The sequence below is a fragment of the Aeromicrobium sp. A1-2 genome, assembly GCF_003443875.1.
In the GTDB taxonomy this organism is placed as follows: Bacteria; Actinomycetota; Actinomycetes; order Propionibacteriales; family Nocardioidaceae; genus Aeromicrobium.
In genome coordinates, this window is sequence record NZ_CP027482.1 from 259399 (window position 1) to 279817 (window position 20419).

Annotated in this window: 22 protein-coding genes and 1 tRNA gene; 19 read left to right on the forward strand and 4 right to left on the reverse strand. The window is 65.4% G+C overall.

Annotated elements, in window-relative coordinates; all coding sequences use genetic code 11:
* Positions 1–17: 17 nt before the first annotated feature.
* Genes C6I20_RS01240 through C6I20_RS01255 form a run of 4 tightly spaced genes read right to left on the reverse strand, consistent with a single transcriptional unit; the run spans position 18 to position 3241 of the window.
* Positions 18–395 (reverse strand): DUF4190 domain-containing protein, encoded by a 378-nt coding sequence (locus C6I20_RS01240; RefSeq protein WP_216822959.1) that lies wholly within the window; start codon positions 393–395, stop codon positions 18–20.
* Between the two features lie 26 nt (positions 396–421).
* A complete protein-coding gene (locus tag C6I20_RS01245) occupies positions 422–769 on the reverse strand; it encodes a DUF4190 domain-containing protein (RefSeq protein WP_118394293.1) in 348 nt (115 codons plus the stop codon).
* The gene (locus C6I20_RS01250) at positions 766–1803 is read right to left on the reverse strand and encodes an adenosine deaminase (RefSeq protein WP_118394294.1); all 1038 of its coding nucleotides are present in this window, start codon (positions 1801–1803) and stop codon (positions 766–768) included. The genes C6I20_RS01245 and C6I20_RS01250 overlap by 4 nt, the downstream gene beginning before the upstream one ends.
* Positions 1804–1846: 43 nt before the next feature.
* A complete protein-coding gene (locus tag C6I20_RS01255; RefSeq protein WP_118394295.1) occupies positions 1847–3241 on the reverse strand; it encodes an NAD-dependent malic enzyme in 1395 nt (464 codons plus the stop codon).
* A gap of 155 nt (positions 3242–3396) precedes the next feature.
* Between C6I20_RS01255 and C6I20_RS01260 the strand changes: the two genes are divergently transcribed.
* The 19 genes from C6I20_RS01260 (at position 3397) to C6I20_RS01355 (ending at position 20122) form a co-directional block, all read left to right on the forward strand.
* Positions 3397–3469, forward strand: a tRNA-Trp gene (locus C6I20_RS01260).
* 32 nt (positions 3470–3501) lie between these two features.
* Positions 3502–3723, forward strand: coding sequence for a preprotein translocase subunit SecE (gene secE / locus C6I20_RS01265; RefSeq protein WP_118394296.1), 222 nt, complete (start codon positions 3502–3504; stop codon positions 3721–3723).
* A 16-nt stretch (positions 3724–3739) separates the two neighbouring features.
* The gene (gene nusG, locus C6I20_RS01270; RefSeq protein WP_254052202.1) at positions 3740–4600 is read left to right on the forward strand and encodes a transcription termination/antitermination protein NusG; all 861 of its coding nucleotides are present in this window, start codon (positions 3740–3742) and stop codon (positions 4598–4600) included.
* A 57-nt stretch (positions 4601–4657) separates the two neighbouring features.
* Entirely contained in the window at positions 4658–5086 is a 429-nt protein-coding gene (gene rplK / locus C6I20_RS01275; protein ID WP_118394298.1) for a 50S ribosomal protein L11, read from the forward strand.
* A 136-nt stretch (positions 5087–5222) separates the two neighbouring features.
* Positions 5223–5936 (forward strand): 50S ribosomal protein L1, encoded by a 714-nt coding sequence (gene rplA, locus C6I20_RS01280; protein WP_118394299.1) that lies wholly within the window; start codon positions 5223–5225, stop codon positions 5934–5936.
* A gap of 371 nt (positions 5937–6307) precedes the next feature.
* On the forward strand, positions 6308–7135 hold the full coding sequence (locus tag C6I20_RS01290) for a hypothetical protein (RefSeq protein WP_162891055.1): 828 nt from the start codon (positions 6308–6310) through the stop codon (positions 7133–7135).
* A gap of 241 nt (positions 7136–7376) precedes the next feature.
* The gene (rplJ, locus tag C6I20_RS01295) at positions 7377–8039 is read left to right on the forward strand and encodes a 50S ribosomal protein L10 (protein WP_118394302.1); all 663 of its coding nucleotides are present in this window, start codon (positions 7377–7379) and stop codon (positions 8037–8039) included.
* Positions 8040–8093: 54 nt separating this feature from the next.
* Complete coding sequence (rplL, locus tag C6I20_RS01300) at positions 8094–8474, forward strand: 50S ribosomal protein L7/L12 (RefSeq protein WP_118394303.1); 381 nt, start codon at positions 8094–8096, stop codon at positions 8472–8474.
* Positions 8475–8750: 276 nt separating this feature from the next.
* A complete protein-coding gene (locus C6I20_RS01305) occupies positions 8751–9710 on the forward strand; it encodes an ABC transporter ATP-binding protein (RefSeq protein WP_118394304.1) in 960 nt (319 codons plus the stop codon).
* Positions 9707–10483 (forward strand): ABC transporter permease, encoded by a 777-nt coding sequence (locus tag C6I20_RS01310; protein WP_254052203.1) that lies wholly within the window; start codon positions 9707–9709, stop codon positions 10481–10483. The genes C6I20_RS01305 and C6I20_RS01310 overlap by 4 nt, the downstream gene beginning before the upstream one ends.
* Positions 10484–10486: 3 nt before the next feature.
* Entirely contained in the window at positions 10487–11332 is an 846-nt protein-coding gene (locus tag C6I20_RS01315) for an ABC transporter permease (protein ID WP_118394306.1), read from the forward strand.
* A 2-nt stretch (positions 11333–11334) separates the two neighbouring features.
* A complete protein-coding gene (locus C6I20_RS01320) occupies positions 11335–12774 on the forward strand; it encodes an MCE family protein (protein WP_118394307.1) in 1440 nt (479 codons plus the stop codon).
* Positions 12771–13877 (forward strand): MCE family protein, encoded by a 1107-nt coding sequence (locus C6I20_RS01325; protein ID WP_118394308.1) that lies wholly within the window; start codon positions 12771–12773, stop codon positions 13875–13877. Before C6I20_RS01320 ends, C6I20_RS01325 begins: the two co-directional genes overlap by 4 nt.
* On the forward strand, positions 13874–14875 hold the full coding sequence (locus C6I20_RS01330) for an MCE family protein (RefSeq protein ID WP_118394309.1): 1002 nt from the start codon (positions 13874–13876) through the stop codon (positions 14873–14875). The genes C6I20_RS01325 and C6I20_RS01330 overlap by 4 nt, the downstream gene beginning before the upstream one ends.
* A complete protein-coding gene (locus C6I20_RS01335) occupies positions 14872–16065 on the forward strand; it encodes an MCE family protein (protein ID WP_118394310.1) in 1194 nt (397 codons plus the stop codon). The genes C6I20_RS01330 and C6I20_RS01335 overlap by 4 nt, the downstream gene beginning before the upstream one ends.
* A gap of 1 nt (position 16066) precedes the next feature.
* On the forward strand, positions 16067–17410 hold the full coding sequence (locus C6I20_RS01340) for an MCE family protein (protein WP_118394311.1): 1344 nt from the start codon (positions 16067–16069) through the stop codon (positions 17408–17410).
* Complete coding sequence (locus tag C6I20_RS01345) at positions 17407–18648, forward strand: MCE family protein (RefSeq protein ID WP_118394312.1); 1242 nt, start codon at positions 17407–17409, stop codon at positions 18646–18648. The genes C6I20_RS01340 and C6I20_RS01345 overlap by 4 nt, the downstream gene beginning before the upstream one ends.
* Positions 18645–19226: a hypothetical protein gene (locus tag C6I20_RS01350; protein WP_118394313.1), complete on the forward strand. Its 582-nt coding sequence runs from the start codon at positions 18645–18647 to the stop codon at positions 19224–19226. Before C6I20_RS01345 ends, C6I20_RS01350 begins: the two co-directional genes overlap by 4 nt.
* Positions 19223–20122 (forward strand): hypothetical protein, encoded by a 900-nt coding sequence (locus tag C6I20_RS01355; RefSeq protein ID WP_118394314.1) that lies wholly within the window; start codon positions 19223–19225, stop codon positions 20120–20122. Before C6I20_RS01350 ends, C6I20_RS01355 begins: the two co-directional genes overlap by 4 nt.
* Positions 20123–20419 lie beyond the last annotated feature (297 nt).

Consider the following 20419-nt stretch of genomic DNA (forward strand, 5'->3'; position numbering starts at 1 on the left):
GAGGTTGCCCGGCCCGATCAGATGAAGAAGAGTGACGCGAACAGGGGCACGACGATGACCAACGTCAGGCCGAGGATCGACGTGCCGATGATTCCGAGGATCTTGCCGGCGTTGGCCTCCGAGCGGCCGCCGTAGCCGCCCTGACTGGCGTCGATCTCCCGGACCGCGCGGCTGCCGGTGACCCAGGCAAAGGGCGCGATCACACCGCACACCACGAGACCGAGAATTCCGAGAATCAGGGCCGTCGTGGACTGCGGGTGCTTCGGCGGGACCCCGTAGTACGGCGGCGGGACCTGGCTCGGCTGAGGCGCTGGGTACGCGCTGCCCCAGTTGGGCGGCGGCTGGTAGCCCGGGGGCGGGGTGGGCCCGGGGAAGTCGTCGTTCTGGTCGCTCATGCGGCCAGCCTCGCACAGCCGACCGCTCAGGTGCCGTAGCCCGCGTCGTATCGCGACACGAGCAGCGCCAGCGACGCGACCACGAGCAGCAGCAGGAGCAGGACGCCCAGCAGGACCGTGCCGATGATGCCCAGCACCAGACCAGCCTTGGCCGCTCCGCCGCTGTCCCACCGCGTCGGCTCGCGCTCAGCCTCGCGCCGGGCGACGGCCCCGTAGTACCAGGCGAGCGGGCACACGGCGACAGGGACGACAAGCACGAAGAAGCCAGCGACACCCAGAATGCCGAGCACCAGAGCCGTCGTGGCCTTGGGATGCGGCCGCGGGAGCGGCGGCGGTGCGGGATACACCGAGGGATACGCGTACGGCGACGTCATCGGGCATCGCCCAGATCGGCGGGCTCCGCCGCCAGCCAGTCGTCGATGCGGGTGAGGGTCGCGCCCACGATGTCCGACGGGGCGTACGACCGTCGGATCGACATCCGTGCCAGCTCGGCCAGCTCGACGTCGCTGAAGTCCTGGGCCGCGCGAAGCACCGCGTACTGCCCGGCGAGGCGCGACCCGAACAGCAGCGGGTCGTCGGACCCCAGCGCGACGTCGATGCCAGCCTCGGTGAGCTGTCGGACCGGGACCTCTTCGAGCGTGCTGAAGACGCCAAGGGACACGTTGGACGTGGGGCACACCTCGAGCGCGACTCCGCTGGCAGCGATCCGATCCAGCACCGTGGCGCTCTCCGCGGCGCGCACGCCGTGGCCGAGGCGCTGCGGGTGCAGGTGATCCAGGCACTGAGTGATGTGGGCGGGGCCGCGCAGCTCCCCGCCGTGCGGCACGAGCGCAAGGCCGGCTCGATCCGCGATGGCGAACGCGGGACCAAAGGTCGACGTGTCGCCGCGGCGCTCGTCGTTCGACAGCCCGAAGCCGATGACGCCTCGGCCGGCGTACTGAGCGGCGAGGCGGGCCAGCGTGCGCGCATCCATCGGGTGGCGCGTGCGATTGGCCGCGACGACGACTCCCATGCCGATCCCGGCGCGCTGCGAGGCATCGCGTGCGGCGTCGAGGACCAGGTCCGTGAATGCCGTGATGCCACCGAACCGGGCGGCGTAGCCGGAGGGGTCGACCTGGATCTCGGTCCACGTGGATCCGTCCGCGGCGTCATCCTGGGCCGCCTCGAGCACCAGCCGGCGCACATCGTCCTCGGTCCGCAGCACCGAGCGCGCCACGTCGTACAGGCGTTGGAACCGGAACCAGCCCTTCTCGTCAGCCGTGCTGAGGTGCGGCGGCCAGTCCTCGACGAGTGATGACGGAAGCCGGATGCCGTCACGCTCGGCGAGTTCGAGCAGGGTCCCGTGCCGCATCGAGCCGGTGAAGTGCAGGTGGAGGTGGGCCTTGGGGAGCGTAGTCAGCGATCTCATCTGTCTCGGACCGGTCGCCACGGCGCCATCATTCCACCTACCGTCAGGCGTCTGCGGCCTCGGCTGCCTTTCGCACCGCCGCGGCGACCCGCTTGTGCACCTCGGGGTGGAAGACGCTCGGGACGATGTAGTTCGCATTGAGCTCGTCGGTGGTCACCGATCCGGCGATCGCCTCGGCGGCGGCCAGCAGGATGTCCATCCCGATACCGTGGCTCTGCGCGTCGAGCAGGCCGCGGAAGATGCCGGGGAACGCGAGCACGTTGTTGATCTGGTTGGGGTGGTCCGACCGGCCGGTCGCGACGACCTTGGCATGGCGGCGGGCGATGCTCGGATCGACCTCGGGATCGGGATTGGCCAGCGCGAAGACGATCGAGTCGTCCGCCATCGACTCGATGTCCTCGGCGGTCAGGATGTTGGGTGCGCTGACCCCGATGAACACGTCGGCCTGGGGGAGGGACGCCTTGAGCGTGCCTGCCACTCCCTGCGGGTTGGTGTGCTCGGCGATCCATCGCAGCGAGTCGTCGAGGTCCTCGCGACCCGTCTCTACGACGCCGTTGATGTCACAGACGACGACATCGCCCGCGCCGGCGTGGAGCAGGACCTTCAGAACCGCTGTGCCGGCGGCTCCTGCGCCCGACAGCATGATGCGCGCGTCGCCGATGTCCTTGCCGACGACCTTGAGCGCATTGCGGAGGGCGGCGAGCACCACGACCGCCGTCCCGTGCTGGTCGTCGTGGAAGACCGGGATGTCGAGTCGCTCGCGCAGCCGGGCCTCGATCTCGAAGCACCGAGGGGCCGAGATGTCCTCGAGGTTGATCCCCGCGAACCCGGGGGAGATCGCGGCGACGGTCTCGACGATCTGGTCGACGTCCTGGGTGTCCAGCACGATGGGCCAGGCATCGATGTCGGCGAATCCCTTGAACAGGGCGGCCTTGCCCTCCATGACCGGGAGCGCCGCGTACGGCCCGATGTTGCCCAGGCCCAGCACGGCAGAGCCGTCACTGACGACCGCGACACTGTTTCGCTTGACCGTGAGCCGGCGGGCGTCCTCCTTGTCCGCTGCGATCGCCAGGCAGATACGGGCGACGCCGGGGGTGTAGATCATCGACAGGTCGTCCCGGTTGCGCAGCGGGTGCTTGGTGGCGGTCTCGATCACCCCGCCCAGGTGCATCAGGAAGGTTCGGTCGGACACCTTGTGGACGTCGACGTCGCTGATCGCCTCGAGAGCCTTGACGATCAGGGCCGCGTGGTCGGTGTCGGTGGCGGCGCAGGTCAGGTCGAACGTGAGTGCGTCACCGCCGGAGGCCGTGACATCGAGCGCCGTGACGATCCCGCCCGTGCGCTCGACCGTCGTGGTGAGCTCGCTGACCGCAGATCCGCCGGACGGCACCTCGAGCCGGATCGTGATCGAGTACGAGATGCTGGGTGAAGGTGCCATGAATCCATCCTAAACGTGAGGGGGCCTCAGGTTTTCGCGATACCCGGCTCGGTTCGACGGAGGCAGGGCCCAACCCGTACACTTGAACCACCGGTGAAATTTCACTCTAGATCGTCATGCCCTGAATTGGGTCGGGCGTGGAGCGGAATTGTCTGAGGGCACTAGCTCAACTGGTAGAGCATCGGTCTCCAAAACCGAAGGTTGGGGGTTCAAGTCCCTCGTGCCCTGCGAAACACGACAACGACGAACGAAGGAGTACCGTGAGCGACCGTCACGAGCTGGCCGGCACGTCCGGTAAACGCACGTCGCCGATCACGTTCTACCGACAGGTGATCGCCGAGCTCCGCAAGGTGGTCTGGCCGACCCGCCCCCAGGTGGTCAACTACTTCTGGGTCGTTCTCGTGTTCGTGCTCGTCATGATGGCCATCGTGGCCGGACTCGACTACGGGTTCGGCAAGGCCGCTTTCTGGATTTTCGCGTAGCAACCAAAGGACGACTGTGACTCAAGGTATCGACCCTGCGACCAGCTCAGTGACCGACGAGGTCTCCGAGCTCGAGTCGGCGACCGCTCCGGCGGACGACGCCGGGATCGACGCGGCCGCTGCACCCGAGGCTGATGTTGCCGAGGACGCCGCGGCGGACGTCGACGACGACGCGAGCGCGGACGACGCCTCGGTGGAAGAAGTCCCGACCGACGAGACCGAGACCGAAGCCGAGGCGGACGAGCCTGCCGAGGACGAGCCGGTCGCGGACGCACTCCAGGAGTTCAAGGACCGGCTCTACAGCCAGTTCGGCGACTGGTACGTCGTGCACACCTACTCCGGCATGGAGAAGCGCGTGAAGTCCAACCTGGAGAACCGGGTGACCTCGCTCAACGCCGAGGACTACATCTTCGAGGTCGTCGTACCGACCGAAGAGGTCGCCGAGATCAAGAATGGTCAGCGCAAGCTGGTCAAGCGCACGGTGCTTCCGGGCTACGTCCTGGTCCGCATGGACCTCACCGACGAGTCGTGGGGCGTCGTTCGCCACACGCCGTCAGTCACCGGCTTCGTGGGCAACTCCCACCAGCCCGTACCCCTCAGTCTTGCCGAGGTGGAGAGCATGCTCGCCCCGGCAGTGGAGGCGGAGGTCGCGTCCGCGGCCGAAACCCCCGATCAGCAGCAGGCAAAGGCCTCCAAGGTCGAGTTCTCCGACTTCATCGCCGGCGACTCCGTCATGGTTGTCGATGGACCGTTTGCCACGCTGCACGCGACCATCACCGAGATCAACATCGATGCACAGAGGGTCAAGGCCCTCGTGGAGATCTTCGGCCGCGAAACCCCGGTCGAGCTCAGCTTCACCCAGATCCAGAAGGTCTGAGCCAACCGGTTCACGCACACACCCCGCACAACAATTCAGTAGTCAAGGACCCGAGAAATGCCTCCCAAGAAGAAAGTCGCAGCCATCGTCAAGGTGCAGCTGCAGGCCGGTATGGCCAACCCGGCGCCGCCAGTCGGCACCGCGCTCGGCCCCCACGGCGTCAACATCATGGAATTCTGCAAGGCCTACAACACGGCCACAGAAGCCATGCGTGGAAACGTCGTACCGGTCGAGATCACGATCTACGAAGACCGCACCTTCAGCTTCATCACCAAGACGCCTCCGGCGGCTGAGCTGATCAAGAAGGCCGCTGGTCTGAAGAAGGGCTCGCCCGTCCCGCACAAGGACAAGGTCGGCAAGATCTCCAAGGACCAGATCCGTGAGATCGCGACGACCAAGCTGCCCGACCTCAACGCGACGGACATCGACGCGGCCATGAAGATCGTCGAGGGCACTGCGCGCTCGATGGGCGTCACGACCGACTGAAGGTCCGGAGTCTGAGAATCGGACGCGCAGCGTCCGGCGATCAGGCACCCAGTACATCAATCTGCACCACTAGTGGCAGGGCCGGCTGGGCCCGTATCGACCACGACTGGTTCACCTCGAAGAAAGAAGACCAGAGATGGCACAGCACAGCAAGGCGTACCGCGAGGTCGCCGACAAGATCGACAAGGACAACCTCTACACACCCCTCCAGGCCACGAAGCTGGCCAAGGAGTCGGGGAGCAAGAAGTACGACTCGACCGTGGATGTCTCCATGCGTCTGGGCGTCGATCCCCGCAAGGCCGACCAGATGGTGCGCGGCACCGTCAACCTCCCCCACGGCACGGGCAAGACCTCACGGGTCCTGGTCTTCGCCACCGGCGCCAACGCCGACGCCGCGCGTGAGGCCGGAGCCGACTTCGTCGGAGCCGACGAGCTGGTAGACAAGGTCAATGAGGGCTGGCTCGACTTCGACGCCGTCGTCGCGACGCCGGACATGATGGGCAAGGTCGGTCGCCTCGGCCGCGTCCTCGGTCCGCGCAATCTGATGCCCAACCCGAAGACGGGCACTGTCACGACCGATGTGGCCAAGGCCGTTTCGGACATCCAGGGCGGCAAGATCGAGTTCCGCGTCGATCGCCACGCCAACCTGCACTTCGTGATTGGCAAGGCGTCGTTCAGCGCCGAGCAGCTCGCCGAGAACTACGGCGCTGCGCTCGACGAGGTCCTGCGTCTCAAGCCGTCGAGCTCGAAGGGTCGCTACGTCAAGAAGATCACGGTCTCCACGACCAACGGTCCTGGCGTGCCGGTCGATCCCAACCGCACCAAGGCCTACTCGGTCGACGAGGCCTGAGCAACAGCCTCACCTGCACTGGCCCCACGCCGACCTCGAGGTCGGTGTGGGGCCAGTTCTGTGTTCAAGCGACGAAGTCACGAACCAGGTGAGCCGAGCCGGGCCGCTCGCGACGACGTTCTCCATCTCGTGGTCAGCGACGACGGCCACTCGATCGGCCCATGGACCCCGGGCGTGGGACTTGCGTCGATGCGTGAGCGTGCCGAGCAGGTCGGGGGAACACTGACCGCCGCGCCGCATGGTCGCGGCGGCTGCGTCGAGGTGTGGGTCCCACTCAATCCTGCTGGTGATCCGGAAAGCACCGTCGCCTGACCCGCAGGCACTCGGGCGCGAGTTTTTGCGCGGACGGGCCCGCCTCCTATGCTCGTCCCATGATGATGACTCGGAAGACAACTTCGCTGGTGGCCGCGGTCCTGCTGGCGGCGCTCTCGCTGTCGGCGTGCGGCGACAAGGACGACAAGGCCGCGGGTACGTCGGCCGATCCCAAGGCCAGCTCGGCCAACACGTCGAAAGACCTGACGCAGGCGAGCTTCATGTCGGTCGTGACTGCGGCACAGAGCAAGGCCAGGACGAGTCACGTCTCGATGGACGTGGGCTTCGGCGGACAGAGCATCAAGGCCGAGGGTGATGTCGAGATCGGCGCGAGCGCCGCTGACACCGCGATGAGCATGACGATGGACATGGGGTCCGCCGTCGGCAACATGGAGTTGCGGCTCGTGGACCAGGTCTTCTACCTCAACTTCGGTCCGATGACGCAGAACAAGTTCGCCAAGATCGACCTGACCGACGACTCGAATGCGGCGGGCCAGCAGTACGGGCAGCTGCTCGACCAGATGGATCCGTCCAAGCAGCTCGAGGCCTTCAACGAGGCCATGACGTCGTTCGAGAAGAAGGGCAGCCCCAAGAAGATCGACGGAGTTGACGCGCAGCCCTACGAGCTCGTGCTCGACACCGCCAAGATTGCCTCGGTCGCCGAGCTGCCGGGCGGAGCCGCCGACTCGATGCCGAAGACGCTGACCTACACGATGTTCCTGGGTCCGGACAACCTGCCGCGACGCATGTCCACCGAAGTTTCCGGCTCCGCCATCACGGTGGACTACTCCAAATGGGGCGAGACGGTCGAGATCAAGGCGCCCTCGGCAGCCGAGATCTCCGACCAGGATCTGGGCAAGCTGATGAGCGGAGAGCTCGCCGGCTGACGCCCGCCGTCCGGTGGCGATTTGGCCGCCACCGGACGGTGCCCTAGTCTTGAACTACCGAAGACCGCTGGTCAGTGATTCGTAGAGTCGCACCAAGCGCCCGGAAGGGCGGCCCGCGCAGGTTGCAGATGTTGTTCCATCAGACGTCCCGCGCCTCGCGCCGGGACGTTTTTTCGTGTCGGGCCCGTGTACGCACATGGGGTCGCAGTCTTCGTACGACCCATGTGCTGGAAGGAGACCCATGGCAAACCCGGACAAGACAGCCGCCGTTGCCGCGCTCGCAGATCATTTCCGCGAGTCCAACGGTGCTGTTCTCACCGAGTACCGCGGTCTCACCGTGAAGCAGCTGCAGGAACTGCGGCGAACTCTCGGTGCGAACGTGCGCTATGCCGTCGCCAAGAACACGCTGACCAAGATCGCTGCCAAGGACGCGGGGGTGGAGCTCGATGCCGATCTCCTCACCGGTCCGACTGCCATTGCCTTCATCAAGGGCGATGCGGTGGACGCGGCCAAGGGTCTGCGTGACTTCGCGAAGGCGAACTCGCCACTCATCATCAAGGGAGGCTTCCTTGACGGGAAGATCCTCACTGCTGAAGAGATCAACAAGCTGGCCGACCTCGAGTCGCGCGAGGTTCTCCTCGCCAAGCTCGCAGGTGGCATGAAGGCCAGCCTGACGAACGCCGCGTCGCTGTTCAACGCCCCGCTGTCGCAGGCCGCCCGAGTATTCGGTGCACTGCAGGCGAAGGCCGAGAGCGACCCGTCGGTTCTGGCAGCAGGCCCCGAGCCTGTCGCCCCGGTCGAGGAGGCCCCCGCGGCCGAATCGGCTGCAGAAACCCCGGCCGAGGCACCCGCCGACGCCGCACCTGTCGACGCGTCTGCCGACGCCGAGACGACCGAGGGCTGAAAGCCCGATTCACATCGGGACCCCCTCGGGGTCTCATAACGGAAGGACGCCACCATGGCGAAGCTCAGCACTGGCGATCTGCTGGATGCATTCAAGGAAATGACCCTCATCGAGCTCTCTGAGTTCGTGAAGGAGTTCGAGGACACGTTCGACGTCACCGCGGCTGCTCCGGCTGCTGCGGCTGCCGCTCCGGCTGCCGCTGCCGCTGAAGAGGCTGCAGAGCAGGACGAGTTCGACGTCATCCTTGAGGGTGCCGGCGAGAAGAAGATCCAGGTCATCAAGGAAGTTCGTACCATCACCGGTCTCGGACTCAAGGAGGCCAAGGACCTCGTCGAAGGCGCCCCGAAGCCCGTCCTCGAGAAGGCCAACAAGGAAGCTGCCGAGAAGGCGAAGGATGCCCTCGAGGCAGCCGGCGCCAGCGTCACCGTCAAGTGACAACTCGCTGAATCCGTCCACAGGCGCCTCTCCCTACGGGGAGAGGCGCCTGTGGCATTTCCAGGTGGCGCGCATCACGTTTGTCACTCAGAGTTACCTGAGGTATGTTTCAGCGGATCCTTAGGTTGTTACCTGTGAGTCACAAGTACCTCGAGCGTCCCGTAACCTGCGTTGACGATTCTCGTTAGTACCTGTGTCTACGGTCACACAGACCTAGGATGAGGGAGCCCTGTCGGAAGTCGCCGGCAGGTCACGGAGAGCAAGGAGGGGGCGTCCGTGGGCGTTGAAGTCGTCGTCGAAGGCCTGACCAAGAAGTTCGGTAGTTCGTTGATCTGGAAGGACGTCTCGCTGACGTTGCCAGCCGGGGAGATCTCCGTGATGCTGGGCCCTTCGGGCACGGGCAAGTCGGTGTTCCTGAAGACCCTGATCGGTCTGCTCAAGCCCAATGAGGGGCATGTGTGGATCGAGGGCACGGACATCGCGAACTGCAAGGAAAAAGAGCTCTACGAGATCCGCAAGCTGTTCGGGGTGCTGTTCCAGGACGGCGCGATGTTCGGCTCGATGGACCTGTTCGACAACGTGGCGTTCCCGTTGCGCGAGCACACCAACAAAAAAGAGTCCGAGATCCGCACCATCGTGATGGACAAGATGGAGCTGACCGGTCTGGTGGGCGCCGAGAACAAGCTGCCCGGCGAGATCTCCGGTGGTATGCGCAAGCGTGCTGGCCTGGCCCGCGCGCTGGTGCTGGATCCGGAGATCCTGCTGATCGATGAGCCGGACTCTGGCCTCGACCCGGTCCGCACCTCGTACATCAACCAGTTGTTCATCGATCTGAACGCGCAGATCGACGCGACGTTCCTGATCGTGACGCACGACGTCAACACCGCTCGCACGGTCCCGGACAACATCGGTCTGCTGTATCACCGGCACCTGGCGATGTTCGGCCCGCGCGAGATGCTGCTGACCTCGGATGAGCCGGTCGTGGCGCAGTTCCTCAACGCCCAGACCGTCGGCCCGATCGGCATGTCCGAGGAGAAGGACGCCGATGAGCTGGCAAGCGAGCAGGGCATCGAGATGCCGCCGCTTCCGCCCGTCCCGATGCAGCTCGAGCCCTCCGACGGTCGTCCTCGTCGTGCCCAGCGTGAAGCTGGCGCATGGTGCCGCGACAATGGCGTCACCGCACCCGCCGGTTCCTTCGGAGAGAGCATGCCGTTGGCCGCCGGCGGTATCGCGTGAGCGCAGCCGTCGTCGTCGGCCCCGCGAGGGTAGCCGGCAATCTCTTCGCGTTCGCGCTCGACGTCCTGGTGGCGTTGTTCCGGCGACCGTTCCAGCTCAAGGAGTTCCTGCTCCAGTCCTGGTTCATCGTCAAGGTCACGATCGTCCCCACGGCCTTCGTCGCGATCCCGTTCGGCGCGGTCATCGCGCTGCAGGTCGGTGGCCTCATCAAGCAGTTCGGCGCGCAGTCATTCACCGGATCGGCTGCCGTGCTCGCCGTGGTTCGCGAGGCCGGACCGATCGCCACTGCTCTCCTGATCGCGGGTGCCGCCGGCTCCGCGATCGCGGCGGATTTCGGCGCCCGCCGCATTCGTGAAGAACTCGACGCGATGATGGTGCTCGGCATCGATCCCATCCAGCGCCTCGTCGTGCCGCGCGTGCTCGCGGTGATGCTCGTCGCGGTGTTCCTCAACGGACTGGTGACGGTCGTCGGTGTCGCGGGCGGCTACGTGTTCAATGTCGTGCTGCAGGACGGCACGCCAGGTGCCTATTTAGCGTCCTTCACCGCACTGGCTCAATTACCTGACATGTATCAAGGCATGGTCAAAGCCGTGATATTCGGCTTCATCGCTGCGATCGTCGCGTCCTACAAGGGCATGAACGCCAAGGGCGGTCCGAAGGGTGTCGGCGACGCGGTCAACGAGGCCGTCGTCATCACGTTCACCCTGCTGTTCATCGTCAACTTCTTCATCTCGGCCATCTACATCCAACTCGTACCGCCGAAGGGGATGTGACCCATGGCCGGCAAGACAGCTCTGTCCACTCTCACCGACCTGCCCGGCAAGGCCGGTGGCGCACTCGACGACCTCGGTCGTCAGATGCTCTTCTACATCCGTGTCGTGGCTTCGATCCCCCGCACGATCGCCAACTACGGCAAGGAGATCGTGCGGCTCTTGGCCGAGGTCGCCCTTGGCTCGGGCTCGCTGGCGGTCATCGGCGGCACGGTCGGCGTCATTGCCGCGATGTGCTTCTTCACCGGCACCGAGGTCGGCATCCAGGGTTATGCGGCCCTCGACCAGCTCGGCACCGCCGCGCTGACCGGTTTCATCTCTGCCTACTTCAACACGCGTGAGATTGCGCCGATCGTCGCGGGCATCGCACTGGCCGCGACCGTCGGCTGCGGCTTCACCGCCCAGCTCGGCGCGATGCGGATCAGCGAGGAGGTCGACGCGCTCGAGGTCATGGCGATTCCTTCGCTGCCATTCCTCGTGACCACGCGCGTTATCGCCGGACTCATCGCGGTCGTCCCGCTCTACATCGTCGGACTGCTGTCGTCCTACTTCGCGACCAGATTGACGATCACCAAGATCAACGGGCAGAGCACCGGCACCTACGATCACTACTTCACGACGTTCCTGCCACCGGGTGACGTGCTGTGGTCATTCGCCAAGGTGCTGATCTTCGCGATCGTCGTGATCTTGATCCACTGCTACTACGGCTACTACGCCAGCGGTGGACCCGCCGGCGTGGGCGTGGCCGTGGGCCTGGCCATCCGCACCTCCATCGTCGCCATCAACGTGGTCGACCTGCTCGCCTCGATGGCGATCTGGGGCACGAACGTGACCGTCAGATTGGCAGGTTGATCATGGCTCGTACTCCTGTTCTCGAACGCTCGATGTCCCTCAAGGTGCTCGGCGCCGGATTCATCGCGCTGGTCCTGCTGGTCGTCTGGGTCACGTACGCCTTCTTCACGAAGGCCTTCGTCGACTACGACCCGGTGTTCCTCACGACCGACACGACCGGCGTCAACCTGCCGCAGAACGCCGACGTCAAGCTCCGCGGCGTCATCGTCGGCGAGGTCCGCAAGGTCTCGCCGGACGGTGACGGCGTCAAGCTGCTGCTGGCCATGAACCCCAAGTTGATCGGTGACGTCCCTCAGGGCGTCACGGCCCAGCTGATTCCCAAGACCCTGTTCGGAGAGAAGTACGTCGCGCTCCTCCCGCCCGAGCAGGACATCACGGGTGGCGCGATGCTGCGCGCCGGCGACACGATCACCAAGGCCAATGTCCCGATCGAGGTCGAGACGTTGCTCAACGACCTCTACCCGTTGCTCAACGCGGTCGACCCGGCCAGCCTCTCCTACACGCTGAGCGCGGTCTCGACGGCGCTCGAGGGTCGAGGCACCCAGCTGGGCGAGACGCTGGTCCAGGCCAACAGCTACCTGCGCAAGACCAACCCCGACATCCCCCAGCTCATCACCGACCTGACGAAGCTCGGCACGGTCGCCGACGGCTACGCCAATGCGATGCCAGATCTGGGTCGCCTGCTGCGCAACACCGTCGTGACCGGCAACACGATCGTGGCCAAGAAGTCGCAGCTCACGGCCTTCTTCGACGAGGGGACCCGGTTGTCCAACACCTTGACCGAGTTCACCAAGGACAACGGCGAGAACCTCAAGACTCTGGCCAAGGACGGACGCCCCGTGCTCGAGACCGTCGGCGAGTACTCCTCGACCTTCCCGTGCTTCCTGGGTGCGATGAGTCAGATCATCCCGCGCCTGGACAGCGCCTATCGCGAAGGCATGCTGCACATCAATGTCGAGATCATCTCCCAGCCCGATGCCTACGACGAGAACGAGAAGCTTGATGTGTCCAAGGCTGACTTCGACGCGGCATCACAGGGCGCTGCGGCCACGAGCGGCAAGGACATCCGTGCCGACAACGCCGCCAAGCCGACCTGTCTGGACCTCAACGCGATGAACAAGAGCGAGGCCGCAAAGGACAAGTTCTCCTCGCAGGACAACCCCTTCACGGTTTCCGCCGACGTCTTCAAGCTCATCGGCATCAAGCGGTCGCACGCCAAGTTCGGCAAGGAGTCTGACTACGCCAACCGCTCGGCCGCCTCCAGCGTCTCGCTCGAGGGTCTCGTGCAGCCGAGCGTCGACGGAATCGACTCGGCGCAGGAGCGCGGTGAGCTCAATGTGCTGCTCGGCTCCACGCTCGGAATGACGCCCTCGGACGTTCCCGACGTCGGGTCGCTGCTGATCAGCTCGATCCTCCGTGGATCGGCGGTGAACCTCAAATGAAGCAGATCGATCGCGAGTCCATGAGCGCCCTGGTCAAGCTGGGGTTCTTCTTCGCCTTCACAGGCCTCTCAACGTTGGTTCTCGCGCTGACGCTCGGCAATGGCTCGTTCGGTGACCGCAAGGAGTACAAGGCGGTCTTCAGCGACGTCACCGGCATGGCGAAGGGCGATGACATCCGCATCGCCGGCGTGGCGGTCGGGTCGGTCAAGAAGGTCGAGCTCATCAAGCGCGACACGGCTCTGGTGACGTTCGGCGTCGACTCGGACGTCCCGCTGACAGCCAACACCAACGCCACGATCAAGTTCCGCAACCTGGTCGGCCAGCGCTACATCGCGTTGACCCAGGGCGCCGACGGTGCCAAATCGACTCTCAAGCCCGGTTCGACGATCCCCGCGAGCCGCACGCAGGAAGCCCTCGACCTCAATGTCCTGCTCAACGGCTTCAAGCCGGTCTTCCAGGCGCTGTCGCCGGCCGACACCAACAAGTTCGCCTACGAGATCGTGCAGACGCTGCAGGGCGAGACGGGCAACGTGCAGAACCTGTTGGCCAGCACGTCATCGTTGACCAACACCCTGGCGGGCCGCGACCAGCTGATCGGAGACGTCATCACCAACCTCAGTGAGGTGCTCGACACCGTCGGGAGCCGTGATCGCGAGCTGACCGACACGATCGACACGCTGCAGCAGTTCGTGACCGGCCTCAAGGACGATCGCAATGCGATTCTCGACTCGGTCGACTCGATCTCGGACCTGACCGATGAGACCTCCGACCTGCTCGTGCAGGGCCGGCCGGCGCTCAGCGAGGACATCAAGCAGCTCAACAACCTGACCAAGAACCTCAGCAAGAAGAAGAACCTCGCGACGATCGAGACGGCGATCAAGATCTTGCCGATCAAGATCCAGAAGATCGGCAACCTGGCCTCCTCCGGCAGCGAGTTCAACTTCTTCCTGTGCAACCTTCGCGGCAGCATCACGATCCCCGAGATCAAGGTCGGCGATGTCGTGCTCCTGCCCGAGACGCCGATCAACCTGACCGGCGCCGACGGGCTCGATGTCGGACCCGAGCGCTGCGACCAGCCTGCCTACCCGGGGGATGCCAAATGAGGCCCTTCCGCGAACGCAACCCCGTCATCATCGGCGTCGTCGGCATCTCGTTGATCGTGCTGATGATGCTGGCCGCCTTCCGTGCCGACCGACTTCCGATCATCGGCAGCGGCGACACCTATCACGCGGACTTTGCCGAGATCGGCGCCCTCAAGGCCGGCAATGAGGTCCGGGTGGCAGGCGTGTCGATCGGCAACGTCAAGGGCATCGAGCTCAAGGGCGACAAGGTTCGGGTCACCTTCAAGATCGACAAGGGCAACAAGTTCGGCACCGAGACCGGCGCCGACATCCGGATCCGTACGCTCCTCGGCGCCGAGTTCCTCGCGCTGACACCTGCTGGCCCGGGTCAGCTGCCCAAGGGCAGCACGATCCCGCTGGAGCGCACGATCGCGCCGTACGACGTCGTGCAGGCGTTCTCCGAGCTCAGCAAGACGACCGACCAGATCGACATCCCCCAGCTGGGCGAGGCGCTCGACACCCTCGCGGACGTGGCGGCGAGCACCCCTGAGGAGTTCCGGGGCGCGATTACCGGCGTATCCAACCTCTCGCGCAATCTCGCCGCGCGTGATGACGAGATCAACACCCTGCTGGTCAGCCTCAAGAAGGTCTCCGGGGTTCTCAACTCGCGCAACGACGAACTCGTCACCCTGTTCAAGGACTCCGATGTCCTGTTCGACGCGATCAGCGCTCGACGTGACTCGATCCACCGGCTCCTCGTCTCAACCCAGTCGATCTCGACACAGCTGCGAGGACTCGTCAAGGACACGCGTGCCGACCTGTTGCCTGCTCTCAAGCAGCTCGACGTCGTCACCACGATGCTGCGCCGCAACGAGGCGAGCCTCGACGAGGCGCTGCGGACCTTCCCGACGTTCCTCAACGTGTTCTCCAACGCCCTCGGCACCGGCCCGTGGTTCGACACCTTCCTGGGCGGCACGACCGGCGCCACTGCCGTGATCAGTCAGCAACTGCAGGACGCACTGAGGGGGGGCACGCCGTGAGTCCCTCAGGATTCGCTCAGAGGTTCGCCGGCATCTCCAAGGTCATGACGGCGTTCGTGGTGCTCGCACTGCTCGCCGCGGTCGCCCTCGTGCTCAACAACGGTGACGGCAAGCGCTACATGACGATCGACTTCGAGCAGACCAACTCGGTCTACGAGGGATCTGACGTCAAGGTCCTCGGCGTTCCGGTCGGCAAGGTCGAGACCCTGACGCCGCGCGGCGACGTCGTGCGGGCCACGGTCTCCTATGACGGCAAGTACCGGCTGCCCAATGACGTCAAGGCCGTCGTGGTGTCGCCTTCGATCGTCGGAGATCGATTCGTGCAGCTCGCCCCGGCCTACAGCGGGTCGGGCGCGGTGCTCAAGGACAAGGCCTTCATCCCGGTCGACCGCACCGCGGTGCCGATCGAGCTCGACGCGGTCTACCAGTCGCTCGACGATCTCTCCATCGCGCTCGGCCCCAAGGGTGCGAACAAGGACGGTTCACTCAGCAGTCTCGTCGACGGTACGGCCAAGCAGCTCGACGGCCAGGGCGCCCAGCTCAACGAGACGATCCAGAACTTCAGCAAGCTCAGCACGACGCTGTCCAACAACAAGGATGAGCTGTTCGGCAGCCTCCGCGAGGTGAGGGACTTCGTGAGCCTGCTCAAGACCAATGACTCCGCAGTCCGCTCGTTCAACGACAGCACGGCGAAGGTCTCGACGGTGCTCGCCGGTGAGCGTGACGATCTCAAGGAGACGCTCCGCGCGCTGAGCCTGGCGCTGGTCGACGTCAACTCACTGGTCAAGGAGAACCGCGGCAAGCTGCGCAGCAACATCGACAACATTGCCTCGCTCGCCGCGCTGCTTGCCAAGCACGAAAAGGACCTCGAGGAGATCACGATCGGCGGCCCCACCGCCCTGACCAACGTCTCGCTGGCCTACAACGGGACATCCGGCACGCTGGACACCCGGGCTGACATCAATGAGATCTTCAGTGGTGCGCTCAGCAATCCCGCGAGCCTGGTGTGCAACCTGCTCGGCGAGACGATCGACGACGCTGGACTCTGCGCCTCCCTGAGCGGTGTGCTGGGTGGGGTGCTCGACGGTCTGCCGGAGGCGCCGTTGCCGCGCACCGCGGCCTCGTCGTCGGGTACGGCGGTCCCCGAGCGGGTCAACACGTCGGTCGCCGACATGCTGGCGGTGAACTGACATGAGCACCAAGCTCCTGCGTGTCGCCGCGATCGCCACCGGCGCGGCCGTGCTGCTCAGCGGCTGCGGCTTCTCGCCGTACAAGCTGCCGTTGCCCGGCGGCGCCGATCTCGGCAGCGACCCCTACACCGTCAAGGTCCAGTTCCGCGATGTGCTCGACCTGGTGCCACAGAGCGCCGTACGGGTCAATGACCTGGCGGTCGGCAAGGTCACGGACATCAAGCTCAGTGGCTGGACCGCGATCGTCACGGTCAAGATCAACGGCGACATCAAGCTCCCCGACAATGCCGAGGCGACAATCCGTCAGACCAGCCTGCTGGGCGAGAAGTTCGTCTCGCTGGCGCCCCCGTCCACGGGCGCTGCCGGCAAGCTTGGCAACGGCGACATGATCCCCCTGGAGCGTGCCGGCCGTAACCCCGAGATCGAGGAAGTCCTCGGCGCGGCCTCCCTGCTGTTCAACGGTGGCGGCCTCGAGAAGACCAACACGATCGTTCGTGAGCTCAACAACGCGCTCGGCGGCAAGGAGCCGGAGATCAAGGAGCTCATCCAGTCGACGACCTCCTTCATCTCCCAGCTCGACGACAACAAGGACGCGCTCCTCACCTCGCTGGAGAAGGTCAACCGGCTCGCAGTGGCGACCAACGACCAGAAGGACGCGATCACCGGAGCACTCGACGATCTCCCGGCTGCCCTCCGCGTCGTCAACGACCAGCGGGACGATCTGGTCAAGCTGCTCGAGTCGCTGTCCCGGCTGAGCGACGTCGCCACCGGAGTCATCCGAGACTCCAAGGCGGACACGGTCGCCAACCTGCGCGCACTCGTGCCGACCTTGACCAACCTGACCAAGGCCGGCGACGATCTGGCCTTCGCCACCAAGGCGCTCCTGACCTACCCGTTCTCGGACGGCTTCCTCGCCAACACCTACGCCAAGGCGTCGGGCCGCTGTGAGGACGGTGACCCCGGAGCCAAGGAGGGCGCCTGCTTCGGCGACTTCGCCAACCTGTCAGTGAGCCTCAACATCGGCGCGGAGCAGCTCCAGAACATCCTGGACGGCTACTTGCCGGAGGCAGGCGCCGAGGTTCCGGGCGGCTCGGCGGACGCACCCGCGTCGCCGGCCGACGAGCTCGTCGACCTCGTCGCCGGACTCGTGCCCGCCAGTGGGGCTCCCGAGCTCCCGGGCGTGACGCCGAGCAAGACCGCTGCCACACCGAGCCCCACGTCCACCAGTGCGACGACCAAGCCGGGTGGCATCTGCTCGCTGCTGGGCACGTGCCGCACCGCGGTCGCAAGCTCGGCGGACGATGATCTCGCACGACTTCTCGTGGAACCGGTGGTGGCACCATGATCTCCAGACTCACCAAGATCCAACTGGTGATCTTCGCGCTCGTGACGGTCCTCGGCGGTGCGTTCGTCGGCGGCCGGTACGCGCAGATCGATCGACTCGTTGTGGATCGCAGCTTCGAGGTCACAGCCCAGTTCAAGGACTCCGGTGGCATCTTCGCCGGCGCCCAGGTGACCTACCGCGGTATCCCGGTCGGCAAGGTCGGCAAGCTGACCTTCAAGGACTCGGGAGTGCAGGCGACCCTCGACATCGAGAACAGTGCCCCCAAGATCCCTGAGGACGTCTTGGCGATCGTGGCCAACAAGTCCGCGATCGGCGAGCAGTTCATCGACCTGCAGCCCCGTGTCAACGCCGCTCCCTACCTGAAGCCGGGATCGGCCATCGCGATCACCGACACCCGCATCCCGATCGACACCGCGACGCTGCTGGTCGACTTCAACAGCCTGGTCAAGTCGGTCGACACAGAGAACCTGCGTACCGTGGTCAACGAGCTCGGTCAGGCGTTCGAGGGCACGGGCCGCGATCTCGGCACGATCCTGGACACCTCGTCGGAGTTCATCCAGGCCGCCGATGACAACATCTCGGTGACGCGGTCCCTGATCAATGATTCGTCCTCGGTCCTGCAGACGCAGATCGACAAGCAGGGCCAGCTCGGGACCTTCTCCAAGAACCTCGCGCTGCTGTCCGACAGCCTGGTCGACGCCGACCCTGACCTGCGTCGGCTCTTTGACAAGGGCAGCGACAGCGCCCGGACCCTCCGCAAGGTGGTCGATGAGAACTCGGTTGACCTCGGCAATGCGGTGCGCGACTTCGTGACGGCCAACAAGCCGCTGTCCGAGAACGTCCTGGGTCTGCAGGCGATCTTCATCATGTACCCGTACCTGCTGGAGGGTTCGTTCTCGGTCGTCGATCCCGCCGTCAAGAACGGCGAAGAGACCGGCGACTACAACGCCACCTTCGGCCTGGTGCTGACCGACACCACCGCAACGTGCACGTATGCCAACGAAGACGGTGACTCCTCGGGCTACCGGGAGCGTCGTCCCGAGGCCGCGATCAGTGACCGTGCATTCGACACAGGTACGGACTGTAAGGTCGCCAACAACAACATCGCACGGCAGGCGTCCAAGTCGAAGCTCCAACGATCGGCCGCCGCTGGCACCGGGGCATTCATCTCGGACGCACCCGTGCCCACCGGAAAGGACTCCTTTAAGTGGCTTCTGCTCGGCCCGGCCCAACAGTGACCGAACGATCCAGTCGCCCCAGAGTCTTCACCCTCCTCGTAGTCGTCACGGCGCTCGGCCTGGTCCTGGCGGCCGTCGGCGGTGCCCTGTGGGTCCTTGGGCCCTCGGGCGCGAGCGACGACTCCGGCGACCGCAACACCATCACCTCACGTGCCAATGACTTCGCAGTCGCCTACAACACGTACGACGTCTCGGACCTCCCGGACTATCAGAAAAGGCTCAAAGGTCTGCTGACCCCGGCATACGACGAGCAGTTCGTCCAGGTGACTGATGCGGTGTTCAAGGCGCTGGAGGAGAAGAAGCAGAGCAGCGGTGGGGCCAAGGTGCTCGGCGTCGCCGTCGAGAGCATTGACAAGGATTCCGCCGAGGCGTTGGTTGCGGTGGATGCCAAGATCACGAACACCGACAACGAGGCCGAGGTCCTGAGGCACTTCCGCTGGAAGATCTCGTTCACCAAGACCAAGGGGGAGTGGCTCGTGTCCAACTTCCAGAGCGTGGCGCCTGTCGACGCACAGGCGACGCCCGTGCCCTCCGCCACTCCGAGCCCCGCGGCAACCGACGGCGGTGACGCCAAATGAGCGACTCCAACGGCCCCGTCCGCCGGCGACGCATCGCCGGCGAGAGCAAGCCCGCCGCACCGGCGAAGAAGTCGACCGCCAAGAACAAGGCGGTCAAGAGGCCGGCCGCGAAGGCTCCGGCGGCCAAGAAGTCCCCGGTCGTGCCCAAGGCTCCGGCGGCCAAGAAGTCCCCGGTCGTGCCCAAGGCTCCGGCGGCCAAGAAGGCTCCGGCGGCCAAGAAGGCTCCCGCGTCGAACACGGATGCCGTGTCGTCGGCCCCGGTCGCTGCCGAGACATCTGCCGTGACACTCGCGAAGTCCACCGCCGCTGCGAAGGTTGCGCGGGCCACTCGCCCTCCGGCCGCGCCGACACCCCCCCTTGCCTCGCAATCGGTCCAGGCAGATCCCGCGAGCACTCGGAATCTTCGCCGGTTGGTCCCGATGGTGCTCCTGGCGGTCGTCGCGCTGGTCGCCGGCGTCCTGCTGATGGTCCAGGGCGTCAGGCAGATCAGTGGTGGTGGGGCCGATCTGGGGCCGTCCCAGCAGCAGGCGTCATCGGCTGCGGGCACCGCGGCCGAGACGATCTTCTCCTTCCGTTACGACAAGCTCGACGAGCACCTGACGGCTTCCAAGACGCTCATGACCCCGAAGTTCGCCAAGGAGTTCGACAAGATCGCGCCAGCGCTCACCGAGCTCGCGCCGCAGCGGGAGATCGTCGTCGAGGCAGTCACGCGCAATGCGGCCGCGATGAGCTGTGGAGATGAGTGCTCGGACACCAAGGCCAACATCCTGGTGTTCGTCGACCAGGCCCGTCTGGTCGGTGGCAGCAAGGAGCCGACGGTCTTCGCCAATCGGATCTCGGTCTCGATGATCAAGACCGCAGACGGCTGGTTCGTCGACAACATCCGCGCGCTGTAGGTCCGGCCCCCGGCCAGACTGCCGGTGGCCCGTGTCCGGGCCGCCCCAGCTCGGCATACCACCGAAACGCGCCGCGCAACTTGCGGAGAGTTTCGGCGTTGAAATGTCGACCGTGGCCACAAAAGCCGAATAGACTCCCCCAAGCAGCGGGCTTTGTCAAGACCCGCCCTTGCTTCGCTGTGTCCTGCGGGTTACACTGAACTTTCGCGCTCGTTCTGTCTGCCCAAGTCCCCCTGACCGGGGTCGATTGGCGTGCGCGCAGCACGATCCCCGAGCCACCCGCCTGCGAGCCCTTGG